This is a genomic window from Microvirga sp. RSM25 (assembly GCF_044784385.1).
Classification (GTDB): Bacteria; Pseudomonadota; Alphaproteobacteria; order Rhizobiales; family Beijerinckiaceae; genus Microvirga; species Microvirga tunisiensis.
The window spans coordinates 346823-366700 of sequence record NZ_CP173039.1; the positions used below are offsets into that span (position 1 = coordinate 346823).

General features: G+C 65.1%; 17 protein-coding genes, 3 pseudogenes and 1 riboswitch. Of the genes and pseudogenes, 7 read left to right on the forward strand and 13 right to left on the reverse strand.

Annotated elements, in window-relative coordinates:
- Window positions 1–10: 10 nt before the first annotated feature.
- The 5 genes and pseudogenes from ACD578_RS01635 to coxB form a co-directional block, all read right to left on the reverse strand.
- Window positions 11–601 (reverse strand): cytochrome c oxidase assembly protein, encoded by a 591-nt coding sequence (locus tag ACD578_RS01635; RefSeq protein WP_152711785.1) that lies wholly within the window; start codon window positions 599–601, stop codon window positions 11–13.
- Window positions 602–611: 10 nt separating this feature from the next.
- Window positions 612–773, reverse strand: coding sequence for a hypothetical protein (locus ACD578_RS01640; protein WP_162866276.1), 162 nt, complete (start codon window positions 771–773; stop codon window positions 612–614).
- A gap of 4 nt (window positions 774–777) precedes the next feature.
- A pseudogene (locus ACD578_RS01645) lies at window positions 778–1733 on the reverse strand (heme o synthase).
- Window positions 1734–1866: 133 nt separating this feature from the next.
- A complete protein-coding gene (ctaD, locus tag ACD578_RS01650; protein WP_404290288.1) occupies window positions 1867–3486 on the reverse strand; it encodes a cytochrome c oxidase subunit I in 1620 nt (539 codons plus the stop codon).
- Between the two features lie 28 nt (window positions 3487–3514).
- Window positions 3515–4372, reverse strand: a pseudogene (coxB, locus tag ACD578_RS01655) (cytochrome c oxidase subunit II).
- A gap of 312 nt (window positions 4373–4684) precedes the next feature.
- On the opposite strand from coxB, the gene ACD578_RS01660 reads away from it, so the two are divergent.
- A complete protein-coding gene (locus ACD578_RS01660) occupies window positions 4685–5197 on the forward strand; it encodes an invasion associated locus B family protein (RefSeq protein ID WP_152711777.1) in 513 nt (170 codons plus the stop codon).
- Between the two features lie 27 nt (window positions 5198–5224).
- On the forward strand, window positions 5225–5797 hold the full coding sequence (locus ACD578_RS01665) for a hypothetical protein (RefSeq protein WP_404290290.1): 573 nt from the start codon (window positions 5225–5227) through the stop codon (window positions 5795–5797).
- A 3-nt stretch (window positions 5798–5800) separates the two neighbouring features.
- Here the strand turns inward: ACD578_RS01665 and ACD578_RS01670 are convergent, their stop codons facing one another.
- The gene (locus tag ACD578_RS01670; RefSeq protein WP_404290292.1) at window positions 5801–7105 is read right to left on the reverse strand and encodes a hemolysin family protein; all 1305 of its coding nucleotides are present in this window, start codon (window positions 7103–7105) and stop codon (window positions 5801–5803) included.
- Window positions 7106–7275: 170 nt separating this feature from the next.
- Window positions 7276–7367, forward strand: a riboswitch (glycine riboswitch).
- A 157-nt stretch (window positions 7368–7524) separates the two neighbouring features.
- Between ACD578_RS01670 and gcvT the strand changes: the two are divergent.
- The 5 genes and pseudogenes from gcvT (at window position 7525) to gcvPB (ending at window position 12651) form a co-directional block, all read left to right on the forward strand.
- Window positions 7525–8672, forward strand: a pseudogene (gcvT, locus tag ACD578_RS01675) (glycine cleavage system aminomethyltransferase GcvT).
- Window positions 8673–8693: 21 nt separating this feature from the next.
- Window positions 8694–9068: a glycine cleavage system protein GcvH gene (gene gcvH / locus ACD578_RS01680; RefSeq protein WP_404290294.1), complete on the forward strand. Its 375-nt coding sequence runs from the start codon at window positions 8694–8696 to the stop codon at window positions 9066–9068.
- A gap of 14 nt (window positions 9069–9082) precedes the next feature.
- Window positions 9083–9559 carry an OsmC family protein gene (locus ACD578_RS01685; RefSeq protein WP_404290296.1) on the forward strand — a complete coding sequence of 159 codons (477 nt, stop codon included), beginning with the start codon at window positions 9083–9085 and terminating at the stop codon, window positions 9557–9559.
- 108 nt (window positions 9560–9667) lie between these two features.
- Window positions 9668–11008: an aminomethyl-transferring glycine dehydrogenase subunit GcvPA gene (gcvPA, locus tag ACD578_RS01690; protein WP_404290298.1), complete on the forward strand. Its 1341-nt coding sequence runs from the start codon at window positions 9668–9670 to the stop codon at window positions 11006–11008.
- Window positions 11008–12651 carry an aminomethyl-transferring glycine dehydrogenase subunit GcvPB gene (gcvPB, locus tag ACD578_RS01695; protein ID WP_404290300.1) on the forward strand — a complete coding sequence of 548 codons (1644 nt, stop codon included), beginning with the start codon at window positions 11008–11010 and terminating at the stop codon, window positions 12649–12651. Before gcvPA ends, gcvPB begins: the two co-directional genes overlap by 1 nt.
- A 209-nt stretch (window positions 12652–12860) precedes the next feature.
- On the opposite strand, the gene ACD578_RS01700 is transcribed toward gcvPB, so the two are convergent.
- The 7 genes from ACD578_RS01700 to smc all read right to left on the reverse strand — a co-directional run bounded on the left by ACD578_RS01700 (window position 12861) and on the right by smc (window position 19851).
- Window positions 12861–13511, reverse strand: a complete 651-nt coding sequence (locus ACD578_RS01700) for an HAD family hydrolase (protein ID WP_404290302.1) — start codon at window positions 13509–13511, stop codon at window positions 12861–12863.
- A 67-nt stretch (window positions 13512–13578) separates the two neighbouring features.
- A complete protein-coding gene (locus ACD578_RS01705; protein ID WP_404290304.1) occupies window positions 13579–14064 on the reverse strand; it encodes an ATP F0F1 synthase subunit B in 486 nt (161 codons plus the stop codon).
- Window positions 14065–14077: 13 nt separating this feature from the next.
- Window positions 14078–14626 (reverse strand): F0F1 ATP synthase subunit B', encoded by a 549-nt coding sequence (locus tag ACD578_RS01710; protein WP_404290306.1) that lies wholly within the window; start codon window positions 14624–14626, stop codon window positions 14078–14080.
- 120 nt (window positions 14627–14746) lie between these two features.
- Entirely contained in the window at window positions 14747–14971 is a 225-nt protein-coding gene (locus ACD578_RS01715; RefSeq protein ID WP_152711757.1) for a F0F1 ATP synthase subunit C, read from the reverse strand.
- A 55-nt stretch (window positions 14972–15026) separates the two neighbouring features.
- Window positions 15027–15755, reverse strand: a complete 729-nt coding sequence (locus tag ACD578_RS01720; RefSeq protein WP_404290308.1) for a F0F1 ATP synthase subunit A — start codon at window positions 15753–15755, stop codon at window positions 15027–15029.
- A gap of 59 nt (window positions 15756–15814) precedes the next feature.
- Window positions 15815–16186: an AtpZ/AtpI family protein gene (locus tag ACD578_RS01725; RefSeq protein ID WP_404290310.1), complete on the reverse strand. Its 372-nt coding sequence runs from the start codon at window positions 16184–16186 to the stop codon at window positions 15815–15817.
- Window positions 16187–16392: 206 nt separating this feature from the next.
- Window positions 16393–19851 (reverse strand): chromosome segregation protein SMC, encoded by a 3459-nt coding sequence (gene smc, locus ACD578_RS01730; protein ID WP_404290312.1) that lies wholly within the window; start codon window positions 19849–19851, stop codon window positions 16393–16395.
- Between the last annotated feature and the right edge of the window lie 27 nt (window positions 19852–19878).

Sequence of the window (19878 nt, forward strand, 5' to 3'; positions counted from 1 at the left end):
GTCACGTCCCTTATTGCGCAATGGGTTTGGTGGATGATGTCACCTCCGCCACCGGCTTGCCCCCCTTGGAGGGGAAGTAGGTGTAGGAGAGGGTGAGAGAGGTCAGGTCCTTCACGTCGGGATCCTGCACGAGGCGGGGATCGACGTAGAATACGACCGCTGATTCCAGGGTCTCGCCCGGCTGCAGGGTCTGCTCGGTGAAGCAGAAGCATTCGAGCTTGGAGAAATAGGTCCCGGCGAGATCGGGCTGCACGTTGTAGGTGGCGATGCCCGTGCTCGCCTTGTCGCCGGTATTGGTGACCTTGTAATAGACCGTCGTGGTCTCGCCGAGCTTGACCTTGACCTCCGGCTTCTCCGGCGCGAAGCGCCAGTTCAGGCCGGGCGCGACATTGGAATCGAAGCGGACGGCAATCGTCCGGTCCATGACCTCCGAGCCGTTGGCATCGCGGACGATCGGGGTGCCGCCGAAGCCGGTGACCTTGCAGAAGAGATCGTAGAGCGGCACGGAAGCATACGCGAGGCCGACCATTCCCACGGCGACGCCGACGCAGGCGAAGGCCGTGCGGTGCATCTTGCGTTGAAGGTTGGAGGTTTCTGCCATCGATTCAATCTCACAGAGGCCGCTGCATGACGCCCGGCCCAAGCTTTGCGATCGTGACCACGTAAAAAATCAGCACGAGGGCACCGAGAATGAGCGCCAGAGCAAGCGAACGCTTGCGACGGCGCTTCTGTTCCTCGGGGGTCAGGCTATGAGGAGCTTTGTTACCGGCCATCCGATCACCCGAAGACCGGCCGGAAGAAGCCGAAGCCATGCTCCGCGAGAAGGGTCGCGAAGAGGAGGAAGAGATAGAGGATCGAGAAGCCGAAGAGCTGCTGGGCCACGCGCATGGCGGGCTCGCCCTGGCGCACGCGATAGACCTGTACCGCGAGCGCCAGCATGCCGAGGCCTCCAATCAGCGCGATGATGGCATAGGCCAGCCCGCCGAAGCCGAGAGCCACCGGAGCCAGGCCCAGCGGGGCCAGGAGAACGGTATAGGCCAGGATCTGGAAGCGCGTGGAATCGGGGCCGGCGACGTTCGGCATCATCGGAATGCCGGCGCGCTCGTAATCGCCCGACTTCACCAGAGCCAGGGCCCAGAAATGGGGCGGCGTCCACATGAAGATGATGGCGAACAGCACGACGCTGTCCCACGCGACATGACCGGTGACGGCAGCCTGCGCGACGATCGGGGGAGGGCGCCCGCCGCACCGCCTATGACGATGTTCTGCGGCGTCGAGCGCTTCAGCCACATGGAATAGACGACCACGTAGAAGAAGATCGTGAAGGCGAGCAGCCCGGCCGCAAGCCAGTTGCTGACGAGACCGAGAATGATCACCGAGCCGACGGAGAGCGTCACGCCGAAGGCCAGAGCCTCACCCGGCTGGATCTTCCCGGCCGGGATCGGACGCTTGCGGGTGCGGATCATGATGGCGTCGATATCCGCATCCCACCACATGTTCAGGCAGCCTGACGCGCCGCCGCCGACGGCAATCATCAGCAGCGACACGAACGCCACGACCGGATGAACGTCCGGATGGCTCACGACCATGCCGACGAGCGCCGTGAACACGACGAGAAACATCACGCGCGGCTTGAGGAGGGCGAAGAAGTCGGACACGTCACCCTGCGAGAGGCCTGCCGTGGCAAGTTGCTCTGCGTGGTTATCGGCCAAACTGTTCGACATGGTGCTCATGACTGATTGATCTTCCGAAATGCCGGGACGAGGCCAAAAAAGCCTCCGGATTGTCGGCTCCTCGCCGGAAGGCTTGTCATCGCAAGCCCTCTGGGGAGGAGCGGGCGGCATAGGGCCGCCCGGCTCGCTTTAGTTAGTGTCCGGTGTCGACGATGCGGGGCAGCGTCTCGAACTGGTGATACGGAGGCGGAGAGGACAGGGTCCATTCCAGCGTCGTTGCACCTTCACCCCACGGATTGTCGGCAGCTCTTTCCTTGCGGATGAAGGCATAAACGACGCCGAACATGAAGATGAAGAGACCGGCGAAGAAGATGTAGGAGCCGATCGAGGAGACGAGGTTCCAGCCGGCGAAGGCGTCCGGATAATCCGCATAGCGGCGCGGCATGCCGGAGAGGCCGAGGAAGTGCATCGGGAAGAACAGCACGTTGGCGCCGATGAAGGCCACCCAGAAGTGCAGCTTACCGATCCATTCGGGGATCATGTAGCCGGTGATCTTCGGGAACCAATAGTAGATGCCTGCGAAGATCACGAAGACCGCGCCGAGCGACAGCACGTAGTGGAAGTGAGCCACCACGTAGTAGGTGTCGTGCATGTACCGGTCGACGGGAGCGTTCGCCAGCACCACGCCGGTAACACCGCCGACCGTGAACAGGAACACGAAGCCCACCGCCCACTGCATGGCCGCCGTGAAGCGGATGGAGCCGCCCCACATGGTGGCGATCCACGAGAAGATCTTCACGCCGGTCGGAACCGCGATCACCATCGTGGCGAACACGAAGTAGGCCTGTGTCTGGAGCGAGAGGCCGACGGTGTACATGTGGTGCGCCCACACGACGAAGCCGACCACGCCGATCGCCACCATGGCGTAGGCCATGCCGAGATAGCCGAAGATCGGCTTCTTGGAGAAGGTGGAGATGATGTGTGACACGATGCCGAAGGCCGGCAGGATCATGATGTACACTTCGGGATGGCCGAAGAACCAGAACAGGTGCTGATAGAGCACCGGGTCGCCGCCGCCCGACGGCTCGAAGAAGGTCGTGCCGAAGTTGCGGTCGGTGAGCAGCATCGTGATCGCACCCGCGAGAACCGGCAGCGACAGGAGCAGCAGGAACGCGGTCACCAGCATCGCCCAGGCGAAGAGCGGCATCTTGTGCAGCGTCATGCCCGGAGCGCGCATGTTGAGGATCGTGGTGATGAAGTTGATCGCGCCCAGGATCGAGGCCGCACCGGCAAGGTGCAGGGCCAGGATGCCGAAGTCGAGCGCAGGGCCGGGATGGCCCACGGTCGAGAGCGGCGGGTAGACCGTCCAGCCGCCGCCGAAGCCGAGCGAGCCTGGAGCGCCTTCGACGAAGAGCGAGCAGAGCATCAGGCAGAAGCCCGAAACGGTGAGCCAGTAGGAGATGTTGTTCATCCGCGGGAAGGCCATGTCCGGCGCGCCGATCATGAGCGGGATGAACCAGTTGCCGAAGCCCCCGATGAGCGTGGGCATCACCATGAAGAACACCATGATGAGGCCGTGACCGGTCACGAAGACGTTGAAGGCCTGCGGGTTCGAGAAGAACTGGAGGCCGGGCTCCTGGAGCTCCAGGCGCATGCCGATGGACAGAAGGCCGCCGACGATGCCGGCCGTGAAGCCGAAGATGAGGTAGAGCGTGCCGATATCCTTGTGGTTCGTGGAATAGAACCACCGGCGCCAGAAGCTCGGAAGATGATCGTGGTGATCCGCATGAGCGGCATCAGCTGCATGTGCCATGATGAGACCTCTGTGGTCCTTCTTACAATTACTGAGCGGTCGCGAACTTGAGCGGGGCTGAGCCCTCGGTCGAAGCATACTTCTGCTTCGCCTCGGTAAGCCAAGCGGCAAATTGCTGCTCGCTCACGACACGGATTTCGATCGGCATATAGGGATGGCCGTTGCCGCAGAGCTCCGAGCACTGGCCGTAATAGACGCCTTCCTTCTCGGCCTTGAACCAGACCTCGTTCAGGCGGCCGGGAACCGCGTCGACCTTGATGTAGAACGACGGCATCGCGAAGGCGTGGATCACGTCCGCGGCGGTCACCTGAACGCGCACGACCTTGCCGACCGGCACGACCATGGCGTTGTCGGCGCCCAGCAGACGCGGCTGATCCGGCTTCAGGTCCTTGGCATCGGTGATCATGTTCGAATCGAACTTGAAGCCGCCGCCCTGGTCGGCCGGATACTCATAGCCCCAGTACCAGGCATAGCCCGTCGCCTTGACCACGAGATCGGCCTGCGGCGGCACGAGGCTGCTGGCGCAGGAGACGGAAGGAGGGAATGGCGATCGCCACGAGGATCAGGACCGGAACGATGGTCCAGGCCACCTCGAGCAGGGTGTTGTGGGTGGTCTGTGAGGGAACCGGGTTCTTGCGCTCGTTGAAGCGGGCAACGATCACAAGGAGCAGGGCCAGCACGAAAAGGCAGACCACCGTGATCAGCCAAACCAGGTATGTGTGGAAGTTGGACACGCTCTGTCCCAACTCGGTCACCATCTCCTGCATGCCGGTTTCCCAGGGGAGGGCCGGCCGGCGGCGGCCCATGCCTCACTTATGCCCAACACAAGTGCGACCGCTGCCGTGGAGAGGGCGGTCACCGATCGACGTCCAGTCTCGATCCGCATCGGCGTTCCAAAGCTCCTAAAGATGTGTGGCGCATGGCCATGAAAGCATCGGGGAAGGCGCGGGCGTGCGGAAGGCGGTGCCCGGCTTGCGCCATCACCTTTGATCTGCGTCAAAGATCACAGGACGCGCTCAAGCGCAACGGTAGAAGCGTTCCAAACTGTGCGTCATAACCGCCAAAAATCATTTCGGCCCTCCAAACAGCCCCTCTCGCTTGACATCGCGCCCCCTGCCATGGTCCCAACGGGCCAAAGATGGACCGAAGCGGCGGCCGGCCGCGACCCTTTCAGCAGGGTTATTGAATGGAGAAACCGATGGGCGCATCGCGGTGGGCTCGCCATTGTGCGGCGGCAATCCTGGGGCTGTCGGCCCTTTTCGGGGCCAGTGGCGCCGGCGCTCAGGGCATGGTCAAGAACACCTACGGGGAATGGCAGATGCGCTGCGAGACGCCGGCGGGCGCGACGGCCGAGCAATGCGCCCTCGTGCAGAACGTCGTCGCCGAGGACCGCCCCAACGTCACCCTCGTCATTATTGTGTTGAAAACCGCCGACGGTAAAAGCCGCCTCCTGCGCGTCGTCGCGCCTCTTGGTATTCTGTTGCCGTCAGGCTTGGGTCTCAAGATCGACCAGACGGATATCGGCCGCGCCGGGTTCGTGCGCTGCCTAGCCACGGGCTGCGTGGCCGAGGTCGTGATGGAAGACAACTTGATCAACCAGATGAAGACGGGTCAGGCGGCCACCTTCATCGTCTTCCAGACGCCTGAGGAGGGGATCGGGATTCCCGTGTCCCTGAACGGATTCGCGGCCGGGTTCGATGCCCTTCCGTAACAGATGAACAAGAAGGTGGGGGCGAACATGAGAGATGGATTGAGCCGGAAGGCCGGGTGGACGCTCGCTGTGCTCGGCCTGTCGGCCCTGACGGGCTGCGGCGCGCCGGGAGAGGGCGGCTTCGGCGTGGGCGACATGCTGCTCACGGCGGGAACGACCCAGGCGCCGGCCCAGTCGGCCGAGATCCGGGACGTCTATTGCCCGACCGTCGACATCGTCGATGGGGGCGCCGCGATCCAGGTCCGCGGGGGCGGGGAGGGCGGTTCCGTCCGAAGCCAGGTGTCTCTGGGCGAGGTGGCGCGCGAATGCATCGGCCAGCCGGATGGCTCGACCCTGGTCAAGGTCGGCGTCGAGGCGCGGGCGCTTGTGGGCGTCGGCGGATCGTCGGGGCGCTACGACGTGCCGATCCAGATCGTCGTGAAGGACGGCTCGACCGTCTTCGCCAACCGGTCCCGCCGCGTCGCGGCCGCGATCCCGGCCGGACAGTCCCGGACGACCGTGTCGGTGATCGAAGAGGGCATCGTGGTTCCCGCCTCCTATGCCAACAGCTTCGAGATCGAGGTCGGCCTCGGCGGCCGCGCGGCAGGCCGGCGCGGCTAAGCCTCAATAGAGCGTTGCGGCGCCCGCTCTCTGGTTGAGAGGAGCGGCCAGGACCTTGTCGATCCGCCGCTCGTCCAGATCGATCACCTCGAAGCGCCAGCCAAGGGTGTCCACATGCTCGCCCGTGCTGGGCAGACGCTGGAGTTCGCTGATCACCAGGCCCCCGACCGTGTGATAGCTGCGGGTCTCGGGCAGCGTGACGCCCAGGACCTCGGCCATTTCGTCGACCGGCATGGAGCCCGCGAGCAGCCATGAGCCGTCATCGCGCCGGATGGCATCCGGCTCCGGCGTCTCCCCGTCGGAGCGGAAGGCGCCGACGATGGCCTCCAGGGCATCGGCCGGGGTCACGACCCCTTCGAAGTGCCCGTACTCGTCATGGACGATCGCCATCGGCACCTCCGCATCGCGCAAGGTCGCAAGCGCATCCAAGGCATAGAGCGTATCCGGAATGACGGGGGCTTGCTGCACGTGCCCGCGGATGTCCAGGGGCTGGCCCGACAGCATGGCCGCGAGAAGCTCGCGCGACTGGACGACGCCGATCACGTTGTCGGGCGTCCCCTCGCTGACGGGCAGGCGGGAATGTGGCGTCTCGATCAGCAATTCGCGGATCGCCTCGTCGTCGTCGTCGAGGTCGATCCAGTCCACATCCGTGCGAGGGGTCATGAGCCCGCGCACCGTGCGGTCTCCGAGGCGCAGCACGCCCGAGATCATGCGCCGCTCCTCCTCCTCGATCACGCCGGCGCTCTCGGCCTCACCGACGAGCATCTTAATCTCTTCTTCCGTAACGGTCGACGAGTCGTCGGACTTGGCCCCGAGGAGGCGGAAGATCAGGCTCGTGGAGGCGTTGAGCAACCAGACGGCGGGGGCGGCGACCTTCGAGAGCACCAGCATCATGGGCGCCATGGTGCAGGCGATGCCCTCCGGATTGCGCAGGGCGATCTGCTTCGGCACCAGCTCGCCGATGACGATGGAAAGATAGGTGATGATGCCGATCACGATGCCGTAGCCGAGAGGCTCGGCCGCACCCTCGGGCATGCCCTGGGCAAGAAAGATCTGGGTCAGCCGGTCGCCGAGCGCGGCACCCGAGAAGGCACCGGCCAGGATGCCGACGAGGGTGATGCCGATCTGGACCGTGGAGAGGAAACGGCCCGAATCCTCCATGAGGGTCAGGGCCGTGTCGGCGCCCGAACGGCCCTGTTCGGCCATGGCCTTGAGGCGGGCCCGGCGGGCGGAGACGATGGCGAGTTCGGAAAGAGCAAAGACGCCGTTGAGGGCGACGAGAGCGAGAGCGATGATCAGTTCGAGCAACGATGCGTGGAGCTGCCGACCGGATCAGGTCGCGTTCTCCCCTTCTGTGAATGAGGCGCTTAGGATGGAGTGTCCGGAGGCTGCCGTCAATTAAGGCGGGGAGATATCCCGTGCGGCAGCCTGCTTTGTTGACAGGAGTGCAATTCCTCTTCAGAGCTTAAACCCAGCCGATGATCCCCGCGGAAGAGACCGGACCTCAGCGTCCGGCGCCGAAGGCGCAACCGCCCCGGAAACGCTCAGGCCAAAGGACCGCGCGGGAGCTGGCACTCTGGAAAGCGGCGACGTTTCAAAGCGTCGCCCACCGACGGGCGTAACCTGCCGCGAAAGCGGTAAGGGAAATCTCTCAGGTCTCGGGACAGAGGGGGCGCACAGCAACGGGCCGCGAGGCTCGATGGAACGCGCACCTTTGAGGGAACCCGATGGCCGAGCCAGCACATAGCGACGAGCCGCTCCTGCAAACCCCGCTTCATGCCGAGCATGTGGCCCTTGGTGCCCGCATGGTGCCCTTCGCCGGCTACGACATGCCGGTGCAATACCCCGCCGGCATCCTGACCGAGCACAATTGGACCCGCGAGCATGCGGGCCTGTTCGACGTCTCGCACATGGGCCAGGCCTTCCTCGTCGCCGAGGACAAGAGCCACGAGACCGTGGCCAGGGCGATCGAGGCGCTGATTCCCGCCGACGTCCTGAACCTGAAGCCGAACCAGCAGCGCTATTCGCAGCTTCTGGCGGACGACGGCGGCATTCTCGACGACCTCATGGTCACCCGCGTCGGCGCCCCCGGTCACGAAGGCTGGCTCTATCTGGTGGTGAACGCCTCCATGAAGGACGCCGATTACGCCCATATCCAGGCTCGCCTGCCCAAGGGCGTTTCCCTAAACCCCAAGGACGGCCTGGCGCTGATGGCCCTGCAGGGGCCCTCAGCCGAGGGCGTGCTCGCCAAGCTCGCGCCCGAGACCGCCGATCTGCCGTTCATGATGTCGGCCGACGTGCAGATCGATGGCATCTGGTGCCACGTCTCCCGCTCCGGCTACACGGGCGAGGACGGTTATGAAATTTCCTGCCACGCCGCAGATGCCGCCAAGCTCTGGAACACGCTCCTCGCCGATCCGGAGGTGAAGGCCATCGGCCTCGGTGCGCGCGATTCGCTGCGCCTCGAAGCGGGCCTGTGCCTCTACGGCCATGACATCGACACCACGACTTCACCCATCGAGGCAGGCCTGATCTGGTCGATCCAGAAGCGCCGCCGCGAGGAGGGGGCTTCCCCGGAGCCGAGCGCGTTCAGCGCGAGATCAGGGACGGTGCTGCGCGTGTGCGCGTCGGCATCAAGCCCGAAGGCCGTGCTCCGGCCCGCGAGGGAGCCGTCATCACGACGCCCGATGGCCGCGAGGTCGGCATCGTGACCTCCGGCGGCTTTGGTCCCACGGTCAACGGCCCGGTCGCCATGGGCTATGTCGCGAAGGACGTGTCCGCTTCCGGCACGGACCTTCACCTCATCGTTCGCGGCAAGCCGCTGCCGGCCAAGGTCGCGGCCATGCCTTTCGCCCCCCATCGCTACAAGCGCTGACATTCAAAGAGGGAATTCACCATGACCACGCGCTATACCAAGGATCACGAATACGTCCGCATCGAGGGCGATGCCGGCATCGTCGGAATCTCCGACTACGCCCAGGGCCAACTTGGCGATGTCGTCTTCGTGGAGCTGCCGAGCGTCGGCAAGACCCTGTCGAAGGGTGACGAAGCCGCCGTCGTCGAAAGCGTGAAGGCCGCGAGCGAAGTCTATGCTCCGGTGTCCGGCGAAGTGGTCGAGGTCAACAGCGATCTCGAATCGTCTCCCGGCACGGTCAACGAGGATCCCGCCGGCCGTGGCTGGTTCATGAAGATCCGCCTTACGGACCAGAGCGAGCTCGACGGCCTCATGACCGAAGAGCAGTACCAGGAATTCGTGAAATCGATCTCCTGAACGAGAACACGGCAATGGCGCACGAATACAAGGCGACAATTCGCTGGATGCGCGGGGCGGACGAGACCTTCTCCGACAACCGCTACGGCCGCGGCCACACCTGGAGCTTCGATGGCGGCATCGAAGTGCCGGGCTCCGCGTCGCCGTCCGTCGTGCCGTTGCCTCTCTCACGGGAGGATGCCGTCGATCCGGAAGAGGCCTTCGTGGCGGCGGTCTCCAGCTGCCACATGCTGACCTTCCTGTCGATTGCCGCCAAGAAGCGCTTCGTCGTCGATGCTTACGAGGACCAAGCGCTCGGGATCATGACCAAGAACGAGAACGGCAAGCTATTCGTGTCCAGGGTCACCCTGGACCCAAGAATCGAATTCTCGGGCGACAAGGTTCCGACGCCGGAGCAGATCGCCGACATGCATCACCTCGCCCACAAGGAATGCTTCATCGCCAATTCCGTTCTCACGGAGATTGTCGTGGCCGGCATTCCCTCGCCGTAGTGCGTCTCCGTGGAGACGCACTACGTTTATAGAAAGCCGCATTTTCTGACGCAAAACCGGTGTCCACATTTGCGGAAGATGCTCTAACCCACTCAAGGTTTTTTGCCGATGCGCTATTTGCCTTTGTCCGACACCGACCGCGGCGAGATGCTCGCGCGGATCGGCATCAACCATGTCGATGAGTTGTTCGCCGACGTGCCGAAGAACCTGCTCCTCAAGGAGCCGGTGGATCTGCCGCGGCGCAAGGGCGAGCTGGAGGTGGAGCGCATCCTCTCCCGCATGTCCGCGAAGAACATCTCCGCCTCGTCCGTGCCGTTCTTCGTCGGTGCGGGCGCCTACAAGCATCACGTGCCGGCGACCGTCGATCACCTGATTCAGCGCTCCGAGTTCCTGACGAGCTACACGCCGTATCAGCCGGAGATCGCACAGGGCACGCTGCAATATCTCTTCGAGTTCCAGACGCAAGTAGCCGCGCTCACCGGCATGGATGTGGCGAATGCCTCCATGTATGACGGCTCCACCGGCACGGGCGAGGCGGTGCTCATGGCGCATCGCGTCACCAAGCGCCGCAAGGCCGTTCTCTCCGGCGGCCTGCATCCGCATTATGCCGACGTGGTGAGAACCCTGTCCGACATGGCGAGCGACGAAGTCGTCACCATGCAGCCGGACGTGAGCGGCACCGAGGACATCCTCTCGCAGATCGACGACAAGACTTCTTGCGTCGTCGTGCAGACACCGGACGTGTTCGGCAATGTGCGCGATCTGAAGGCCATCGCCGACAAGGCGCACCAGCACGGCGCGCTGCTGATCGCCGTGTTCACGGAAGCCGTGTCGCTGGGCCTGCTGAAATCTCCCGGAAGCCAGGGCGCCGACATCGTGGTGGGCGAGGGCCAGTCGATCGGCAATGCGCTGAACTTCGGCGGGCCTTATGTCGGCCTCTTCGCCACGCAGTCGAAATACATCCGCCAGATGCCGGGCCGCCTCTGCGGCGAGACGGTGGATGCGGACGGAAATCGCGGCTTCGTGCTGACGCTCTCGACCCGCGAGCAGCACATCCGCCGCGACAAGGCGACTTCGAATATCTGCACCAATTCAGGACTTTGCTCGCTCGCCTTCACCATTCACATGACCTTGCTCGGTGAGGCAGGCCTGTCGCGGCTTGCCCGCATCAATCATGCGAATGCGGTGAAGCTGGCGGATGGGCTCGCGGCCGTGAAGGGCGTCGAGGTTCTCAACAAGACGTTCTTCAACGAATTCACCGTGAAGCTCGCAAAGCCCGCGGCGGACGTGGTCGAGCGGCTGGCCGAAAAGGGCGTGCTCGCGGGCGTGCCCGTGTCGCGCCTCCTGCCGGGCGCCGGCCTCGACAACCTGTTGCTCGTCGCTTCCACCGAAGTGAACACCGATGATGATCGCGCGGCCCTCTGTGCCGCCTTGAAGGAGGTTCTGTGATGTTGAACCGCCAGGGACGTCCCTCCGCTCCGCAAGCTCACGGCGTGTCCGATCCGGCCGCCGGCATGGGCGATCAGGCTGCTCGCCTGCAGGGCGATGCCAGCCGCGCTACATCTGGCGCCGGCAGCCATCCGACCTTCACCGGCAACAAGGCGCTGGCGCAGGTGGAGCCGTTGCTCTTCGAGATCGGCCGCTATGACACGACCGGCGTCGACCTCGACGAGCCGGAGGATTTCCAGCCGCGCCTCGGTGGGCTGGAGCGCAAGGAGCCCATCGGGCTGCCGGGTCTCTCCGAGCCCGAGACCATGCGCCATTACGTGCGCCTCAGCCAGCAGAACTACGGCATCGACACGGGCCTCTTCCCGCTCGGCTCCTGCACCATGAAGCATAATGCGCGCTTGAACGAGCGCGTGGCGCGCCTGCCGGGCTTCTCCGATGTGCACCCGCTGCAGCCGGTCTCGACCGTGCAGGGCGCGCTTGAGCTCATGAACGAGCTCGGGCGCTATCTCGTCACCCTCACCAACATGACGGCCGTCGCCCTGTCGCCGAAGGCCGGCGCTCATGGTGAGCTCTGCGGCATGATGGCGATCAAGGCCGCTATCGAAGCCAAGGGCGAAGGCAAGACCCGCAATGTGGTGCTGGTGCCCGATTCGGCCCACGGCACGAACCCGGCGACTGCCGCTCTCATCGGCTTCGTGGTGAAGCCCGTGCCGGCGCGCGAGGACGGCTGGGTGCATGTGGAGGACGTGAAGGAGCGACTCGGTCCCGATGTCGCCGCCATCATGCTCACGAATCCCAACACCTGCGGGCTCTTCGAGCCGCAGGTGGCGGAGATCGCGAAAGCCATCCACGATGCAGGCGCCTACTTCTACTGCGACGGCGCCAACTTCAACGCCATCGTCGGCAAGGCGAAGCCCGGTGATCTCGGCGTCGATGCCATGCACATCAACCTGCACAAGACCTTCTCGACGCCGCATGGCGGCGGCGGCCCAGGCTCGGGTCCGGTGGTGCTCTCCGCCCGCCTGGCGCCTTTCGCCCCTGTGCCGTTCGTGCGGGCCGGTAAGGATGGTTTCGAACTCGTGGAACAGGAAGGCGACGCGGCGGAAAAGCCCTTCGGCCGCATGACCGCCTTCCATGGCCAGATGGGCATGTATGTGCGCGCTCTGTCCTACATGCTTTCGCATGGCGCGGATGGCATGAAGCAGGCGTCGGAAGACGCCGTGCTCAACGCTAACTACATCCGCGCAGGCCTTGCCGATCTCCTCTCGCTTCCCTTCGGCAACAAGCCTTGCATGCACGAGGTGCTGTTCGACGATGCGTGGCTCAAGGACACGGGCGTGACCACCCTCGACGTGGCGAAAGCCATGATCGACGAGGGCTACCACCCGATGACCATGTACTTCCCGCTGGTGGTGCATGGCGCGATGCTGATCGAGCCGACCGAGTCCGAATCGAAGTCGTCGCTCGACCTCTTCATCGCGACCCTGCGCGACCTCGCCATGGCGGCGAAGAACGGCGACAAGGAGCGCTTCACCGGAGCCCCCTACCACGCCCCGCGCCGTCGCCTCGACGAGACCCGCGCGGCCCGCAATCCGGTGCTCAAGTGGACCCCGCCCGCGCCGGTGGCGGAGGCGGCGGAGTAAAACTCTTAAGAATCCAAATGCCCGGCCTAGTGCCGGGCATTTTCATTTCGGGGCACTTCACTTTGGGCATGCGGAAGCGCGGGATATCTGTTCCTCGTCATGGCCGTCCCCGGACTTGATCCGGGGATCGGTCCCGGCCATCCCGCCTCGGAGAGCATCGCGCTACTTGCATCGGGATCACCGGCACAAGGCCGGTGATGACACGGTGGTTAGCAGGAGGTCGACACGGCGGCCGGCAAATCGGACATCCGCTCAATGATAACGGGAGCACCCGCCTGACGCAGCTTCTCCGCATGTCCCGGTCCGCAATGGCTGCCGCCGACGAAGCCGATGACGCGCATGCCGGCGGCTCGGGCAGCCTGAACGCCCGCGATAGAATCCTCGATCACCAGGCACTCCTCGGGAAGAGTGTTCATCCGGCTCGCAGCATGCAGGAACAGGTCCGGTGCGGGTTTCCCGCGCGCGACCTGGGTCGAACTGAAGACGTTGTCGAACAAGTCCAACAGGCCGGTGACCCGCAGCGACAACGCGATTCGCTCAGGAATAGACGACGAGGCGACGCAGCGGGGGAAGGGGAAGGAGAGAATGGCGTCCCGAACGCCTTCGATCGGCTTCAGGTCCGTCTCGAAGCGCTGGAACAGGGTGCGGTTGAGCCGTTCCGTGAAATCGTCGGGAAGCCTGATGCCACGTTCCGATTCGATGCGGGTGATCTGGTCCTTGACGCTGACGCCGGTGAAATCGCGGGCCACCTCCTCGGCCGTGTAGGGCACGCCGCATTCCGTCAGAATCTCGGCGTCGATCCGGCAGCTTAAGGTTTCCGAATCGACCAGGACTCCATCGCAATCGAAGATCAGCAGCATGATATCCTCCAAGCAAAAAGGCCGCCTCGAGGGGCGGCCTTGATAGGGTTGGTTCGGGACGAAGCCTTTACTGCAGCTTCGTGCGCACGTCGTTGAGGCTGGCGGTCACGAACGAGGCAGCGGTGGTGCCGGTGATCTCGTCGCGCAGGACGCGCTCGGAGGCCTTGATGGCGGCGTCCACGGCGGCGGCGCGCACCTCGGCGGAGGCCTGAGCCTCGGCCTGGGCGATCTTGGCCTCGGCGGTGGCCGTGCGACGCTTCACGAAATCGGCCATCTTCTCCTGGGCTTCGCGGGCGAGACGCTCGGCCTCGTCGCGGGCATTGGACACGATGTCGGCAGCCTCGCGCTCGGCAGCCGCGCGCTTAGACTCATATTCCTTGAGGAGCCGTTCGGCGTCCTGGCGCAGGCGCTTGGCCTCGGCCAGTTCGTCGGCAATGCGCTTGCCGCGGGAATCGAGCTGATTCATCACCTTCCCTGGAACGCCGTTGTAGAACAGGATACCCCAGAAGATGACGAAGGCGACCGCAACCCAGAATTCAGCGCTATGTAACATGCGGATCTCCCGATCAGGCCTTGATCTGGTTGAGAGCGGCTTCGACCTTCTGCGGGGCCGGGGCCTTGCCGGTCAGGCGCTCGATGATGGCGGAAGCCGTGTCGCGGGCGATGGCATGCACGTGGCTCATGGCCTCCGCCTTCTTGGAAGTGATCGTCGCTTCCGCATCGGCCAGGCGCTGGTTGAGGTCGGCCTCGAGTGCCTTGCGGTTCGCGTCGCTTTCGGCGGAGAGCTTGGCGCGGGTTTCTTGCGCGAGTGCCTGTGCACGGCCCTTGGCTGCGGCGAGAGCCGCCTCGTAGGCGGTGCCGGCTTCTTCCGCGCGGGACTTCATGGCAGCCGCGTCGTCGAGATCGTTGGCGATCATCGCGCGGCGGTTCTCGATGATTCCGCCCAGACGCGGGAGGACCAGCCGTGAGAGCAGGGTGTAGAGCACCACGAAGGTGATCGCCAGCCAGAGGAGCTGACCGGCATAGGTTTCCGTCTCGAAGGGCGGAAAGCCGATATCCTCATGAGCGCCACCGGGGGCCTCTGTTGTGGCGTGGTTCGTCTGAGCCTGAGCCATGGAGCAGATCCTAAAGGATAGACAATCCTAGAAACAATGAATGACGGCGGTTGAGCCCGCCGTCACCCTGGTCGAGGCGAAGCGTTCGCACGCCTCGACCTCCCGATCACCGTCTTGAGATTAGGTGAAGAGCAGAACGAGAGCGACGACGAGGCAGAAGATGCCGAGACCTTCTGCGAGCGCCGCACCGATGAAGGCGCGGGCGAACTGGCTGTCGGCCGCCGACGGGTTGCGCAGAGCGCCGGAGAGGAAGTTACCGAAGATGTTGCCAACGCCCATAGCGGCGAGACCCATGCCAATGCAGGCGAGGCCCGCGCCGAGGTACTTGAAAGCAACCGGATCCATTGTGATCTCCTTGGGAATACTGTGATCGGGAGGGAAGGTGTAACTCAGCGCAGACCTAGTGGCCCGGGTGCAGCGCGTCGTTGAGGTAGATGCAGGTCAACACCGTGAAGACGTAGGCCTGCAGAGCGGCGACGAGGAACTCGAGCGCCATGAGAGCAACCGCCATGAGAAGCGGCAGCGGAGCGAGGATCGTCAGGGCGCCGCCGGCAGCCAGAAGGCTAACGACGAAGCCCGCGAAAACCTTCAGCGCGATATGTCCCGCGAGCATGTTCGCGAAGAGACGCAGGCTGAGCGAAATCGGGCGGGAGAGGAATGAGATAACCTCAATGACGACGATGAAGGGCAAAAGCCAAACCGGCACGCCCGACGGCACGAAGAGGCCGAGGAAATGAGTGCCGTGCTTGATGAAACCGTAGATCACCACCGTGCCGATGACGAGCATGGCGAGGGCGAAGGTGACGATGACGTGGCTGGTGACCGTGAAGAAGCCCGGGATCATGCCGAGCAGGTTGGCGGTCAGCACGAACATGAAGAGGGAGAAGACGAGGGGGAAGAACTTCATCCCCTCCTTGCCTGTCGCATCGACCAGCGTGTTCGCGACGAAGTCGTGCAGAACCTCGGCCACAGACTGGGCGCGGCCCGGAATAACGGCGCGCTTGCGGGTCGCCAGCATCAGGCCACCCACGATCACGGCGGCTGCGCCGATCATGAACAGGGACGAATTGGTGAAGTTGATGACCGGAATGATGGGCTTGATCTGGAATTGTTCGATCGGGCTCGCCATGATCCGCTCTCAAAGTTCGATGTTATCAAATGCCGTTCGGCGTTCGAAGGTCGGGTTCGTTACCGCTTGTCGTCATACCGGGCGGATTTGACCATCCCGGCTGCTCGCATCAGGTTGAGCATCCCGGCGCAGAAGCCGAGTATCAGACAAACGATCAGACCCCAAGGGGACGTCCCGAACAGGCGGTCGACAATCCAACCCAGAATTCCACCGGCGGCGACCCCTGCAACGAATTCTGCCGAGAGCCTGAAGGCTTGGCCGAGAGCGTTGGAATCTGACGTCGGACGGGCACGAGGTTCTGACTCGGCTCGATGCGCGGAAGCTTGGGAGATCCGTGCATCGAGAGACTTCAGTCTCGCTGACAGGTCGGCATCGTCGGCGCTGCCCGGTTTCCGCTCATTTTCACCGTTCCGCTCGTGAGGGTCCGCCATTGCGATCTCCTTTGAAGCGTTGCGGGAAAATGCTTGGAAGCCCAGCCCCGAAAGCCGGGCGCACCATATGAGCGGGGGTCCCCCCTGTCAAGAACCGTCTGAAAAGATCTAAGTATTTGAAAATGCTTCGGTATCAGTGTTTTCAGGCGAGCTGCAGCTCAAAGCGCACATGTTTTTGAGGCTGGAGCAAGGCAGGGCTGAAAGCCTTAGGCTACCTCAAGAATGCGCTCCGCGCTCTGCAGGTCGACGGAGACGAGCTGCGAGACGCCCCGTTCGGCCATGGTGACGCCGAAGAGACGGTCCATCCTGGCCATGGTGATCGGGTTGTGGGTGATGACCACGAACCGGGTTTCGGTCTGGCGGGCCATGTCCTCCAGGAGGGCGCAGTAGCGCTCCACGTTGGCGTCGTCGAGCGGCGCGTCGACCTCGTCGAGCACGCAGATCGGAGAGGGATTCGTGAGGAACACGGCGAAGATCAGCGCGGTGGCCGTCAGGGCCTGCTCGCCGCCGGAGAGCAGGGTCATGCTCTGAGGCTTCTTGCCCGGCGGCCGAGCCAGGATTTCGAGGCCCGCTTCCAGCGGATCGTCCGAATCGACCAGGGTCAACTCCGCCGTGCCGCCGCCGAAGAGAGTCGTGAAAAGACGCTGGAAATGGTTGTTCACCACGTCGAAGGCAGCCAGCAGGCGCTCGCGGCCCTCGCGGTTGAGGCTGCCGATGGCCTGGCGCAGGCGCTTGATGGCCTCGACGAGGTCGTCGCGCTCGCCCGCGATGCTGTTGTACTTGGCCTCGAGCTCGGTCAGTTCCTCGTCGGCCCGCAGATTGACGGCGCCGAGGCGCTCCCGGTCGGATTTCAACGAGTGGAGCTTGGATTCGATCTCCCCGTGGGAGGGCAGCTCGACGCCTTCCTTCAGGCCCGCAAGCTCGATGAGCCCCGCCGGGGTCGTCTCCAGGTTTTCCGCAATGTTGCGGGTGATCTCGGCGAGACGCGCAACGGCGGCCTCTTGGCGCGCCTGCGAGCCCGCCCGGGCCTCGCGGGCGGCGGACAAGGCTTCCAGAGCCGCGCGGGCGGCGCGGTCCGACTCCGCCAGGCTCGTCTCGGCATCGGCGAGATGGTCGGCGGCTTCCTTGCGCTTCGCCTCGGCCTCTTCGACTTCGGCAATGAGGGCACGGCGGCGCATGAGATAGGTGTCGGGCGCTTCCAGCAGCCGCTGATGCTCGTCCTGGGCCCGCTCCAGGCGCTCGCCCAGATCCTCGAACGCCTTAGCGGCGCGGGCGGCGCGCTCGGTCCAGAGGCGGGTATCGGCAGCAATCGCATCCTGCCGGCGGCGGCGCAGCTCGGCTTCGTGCATGAGGGATTGCAGGGCTGCGCGCGCCTCGGAGGCCGCAGCACGGCGCTCGGCCACGCGGGTGCGCTCCTCGAGCAGGCGGCTTTCGAGATCGGGCGCGGGCGCGAGGTCCTGCAGGGCGCCCTCGGCATCCTGCACGCGCTCCAGGGCTTCCGCCTCGCTCTCGGAGAGGCGGGTCAGGCCCTCCTGCAGGGCCGAGCGGCGCTGGCCGAGCTCGGCCTCCTTGCGCTCCGCGGCGGCGAGCCGCGTCCGGGCGGCGTCGAGCGCCTGACGGGTCCGACGCGCGGCCTCGATGGCCTGCATTTCATGGGCGGCCGTCTTGCGGACGGCCTCACCGGCCGCTTCGGCCTCGTGGCGCAGGTGCTCGGCCTGCTCCCGCGCTTCCGCGGCCTCGCGCTCCAGATCGCCAAGGCGATTCTTCTCCGCCAGGCGACGGGCAGCCGGGGAGGGCGCTTCGGCGGCAGCGGTAAAACCGTCCCAGCGCCACAGGTCGCCTTCCTGGGTGACGAGGCGCTGGCCGGGCCTCAGAAGGCCGCGCAGGCGCAGGCCGTCGGCCTTGCTGACCACGCCGATCTGGCGCAGGCGGCGCTGCAGGGCAGCCGGAGCCTGGGCGAGATCCGCCAGGGAGCGGACGCCCTCCGGCAGCGCCGGATCGCTCTCGCCGGCATGGGTCTCGGCCCAATGGTGCGGCGCTGAAGGATTGATCGAGGCTTCGAGATCGTCGCCCAGGGCTGCCCCCAGCGCCGTCTCGTAGCCCTTCTGCACCGTGATCTGGTCGACGGCCGGGGGCCAGAGGTCGCCGGTCGCGGACGTCACGAGCTTGGCGAGTGTCCGGGCTTCGGTCTCGAGTCGCTGCGCCTTGCGCTCGGCCTCGTTGAGGGGTTGGCGCAGGCGGTTTTCGGCCTCGCGGGCGACCGAGAGGGTCTCGCGCGCCTCGATCACCGCCTCTTCGGCGCCTTGCGCCGTTTCGTCGGCAATGGCGGCTTCCTCGCGCAGGTCGTCGAGAGACGGGCCATCCTCGGGCGAAGCGGAGAGCGCCGCGATCTCGCGTTCGAGCCGCTCCTTCTCGGATCGGAAACGGGAGGCGCGCTCCATCTCCTCGCGCACGGCGCGCTCCAGGGCGGCGCGGCGGGCGTTGAGGTCGGAGGTCTGGGCCTGAAGGGCGCTCAAGGCACCTTCGGCTTCCGCCAGCTCGGCCTCGGCGGATTGAAGTCGCTCCTCGGCCTCGGCGCGAACATCGTCCGCCCCGTCCGTGGTGAGCGATATCTCGGCGGCTTCCGATTGGAGGCGCTCGATGGTGGCTTCGGCGTCCGTGCGCTGCGCCGCCTCGCGGGCGATGTCGCGGTTCAGGTCGCCAATATGGCGCTCCAGCTCGACCACGCGCTCCTTGGAGCGGCGCTCTTCCGATTCGAGCTCGTTGCGGGCATGGGTCAGACGCTGCAGGGCGGCCGCGGCGGCGGCTTCGGCCTGCCTCAGGGCCGGAATGCCATGGGCGGAGACGGCCTGGGCCGTGGCGGCCCGGGTCTGTTCCTCGGTGGCGTCGGCAACCGCCTTGAGATCCTCGGCGACCTGGCGTTCGGCGGTGGCGGCCTGCTCGCGGGCCTCGGAGAAGCTGATGGCATACATCAGGGCTTCGAGACGGCGGATCTCGGCCGAGAGGTTCTTGTAGCGGGATGCCTGGCGGCCCTGGCGCTTCAGGCTCTCGATCTGGCTTTCCAGCTCGCGGGTCACGTCCTCGACGCGAACCAGGTTGTCCTCGGCCGCCTTGAGGCGCAGCTCGGCCTCGTGCCGGCGGGCATGGAGGCCGGCGATGCCGGCGGCATCCTCCAGGATGCGGCGGCGGGCCTGGGGCTTGGCCGAGATGATCTCGCTGATCTGGCCCTGGCGGACGAGCGCCGGCGAGCGGGACCCGGTGGCAGCATCCGCGAACAGGATCTGCACGTCGCGGGCCCGCACTTCCTTGCCGTTGACCCGGTAGGTCGAGCCTTCCTCGCGCTCGATCTTACGCGAGATTTCCAGGAGATCCGTGTCGTTGAAGGCAGCTGGGGCCGTGCGCTCGCCATTGTCGATGGTGAGCATCACCTCGGCCCAGTTGCGAGCCGGACGGCCGCCGGAGCCGGAGAAGATGACGTCGTCCATCCCCGTGGCGCGCATGTTCTTGAAGGAGTTCTCCCCCATGACCCAGCGCAGGGCCTCGACGAGGTTGGACTTGCCGCAGCCGTTCGGCCCGACCACGCCGGTCAGACCCGGCTCGATCAGGAAATCGGTGGGCTCGACGAAGGTCTTGAAGCCTGCGATGCGAAGGCGCGTCAGCTTCATGGACGCGCCTTCCCGCCCCGCCCCTCG